Raw genomic sequence first — 1,154 nt, forward strand, 5'->3', positions numbered from 1 at the left:
TTCCCCCACCCATCCACAATTTCCCCCTCCCCGGCCGCGCACCGCTTGTTCAGCCCTCGCATGCCTTTTAGCTTCGGCCGTGTGAACACCGAATTTCTCTTGCTATGCCGCCGCGGCGTCGACCTCGTCGCCGAATTTCGGGGCTGCTCCGAAGACTCGCTTCTCGAAGCCGGAGCCAGTCCCCTTCTGGCTGCCCAACTCGCCCGCCTGCAGCACGTCTACTTCGACCGCACGTCGAATACCCGCAAGCAACGCCACGCCCGCGAGGCCGCCCGCAGCCGCGGCCATGACCTCACCACGCTCGATAGCATCGAGTCTTATACTCGCCGCGTGCGCGATACCAACCGCGCTTGGGACCTGCGCCTAACGCTCTGCCGCACCGAGGCCCGCCTGATTCCCTCCGTGGCCAAGAAGCTACTCAAGCAGATCAATCCGCCCCGCCGCCCGGAGCCCGGCGTGCGCTATACCCGCCGCCCCGACGGCCCACACACCATCTCTATTACGGCCGATCCCACCGATATCGCCGATATCAAGGGCGTGCTCTCCTCCGTCAACAAGGACGACCCACTCGCCGCCGCCAAGAAGGTGCTCCTCGAGGGCAATCCCGGCGCGCTGCCGGCCGTGCATACCAACGTCATCCTCACCCTAGACCAGCTCGACCGCATCGTCGCTGCACCTTCCAATGCCTCCGATATCACCCTCCAGCTCACCAACGGCGCCCGCATGACCGGCGCACAGCTGGTTGCCCGCGCTCTCGCCCAGCGCGGCTACGTCAGCCTCGTTCACCCCGAGCACGGCCCGGTAAACCTGTATCGCACCGAACGCATGGCCACGTGGAAACAACGCATGCTCGCCGCGGCCGAGCACCCCGTGTGCGCGTGGCCGGGCTGCACTACGCCTGCCGACGACGCCCAAGTCCACCACCTCACCGCCTGGTCCACCGGCGGGCCCACAAACCAAGAAAATCTGGTCACCTTGTGCGCGCACCACAACGCCGCCAACCAAGATGACCCCTCCCGCCCCACAGAACGCGGCCGCATGGTGCGCGTCAATGGCCGCATCGCCTGGGTGCCGCCGTGGAGCAATACCCCACGCTTCGTCCCCAGCCCCGCCCGGCCACCGAATACCCACACATAGCCACCCAGCCCTTAGCC

The 1,154-nt window shown here is 66.6% G+C and carries 1 protein-coding gene; it reads left to right on the forward strand.

Features of this window, described 5'->3' with window-relative positions:
- Window positions 1-1,137 (forward strand): HNH endonuclease signature motif containing protein (locus MHK04_RS12150; RefSeq protein ID WP_367404183.1); only part of this gene is annotated, 1,137 nt, incomplete at its 5' end.
- Window positions 1,138-1,154: the final 17 nt, after the last annotated feature.

Source organism: Corynebacterium nasorum, assembly GCF_022345765.1.
Taxonomy (GTDB): Bacteria; Actinomycetota; Actinomycetes; order Mycobacteriales; family Mycobacteriaceae; genus Corynebacterium; species Corynebacterium kefirresidentii.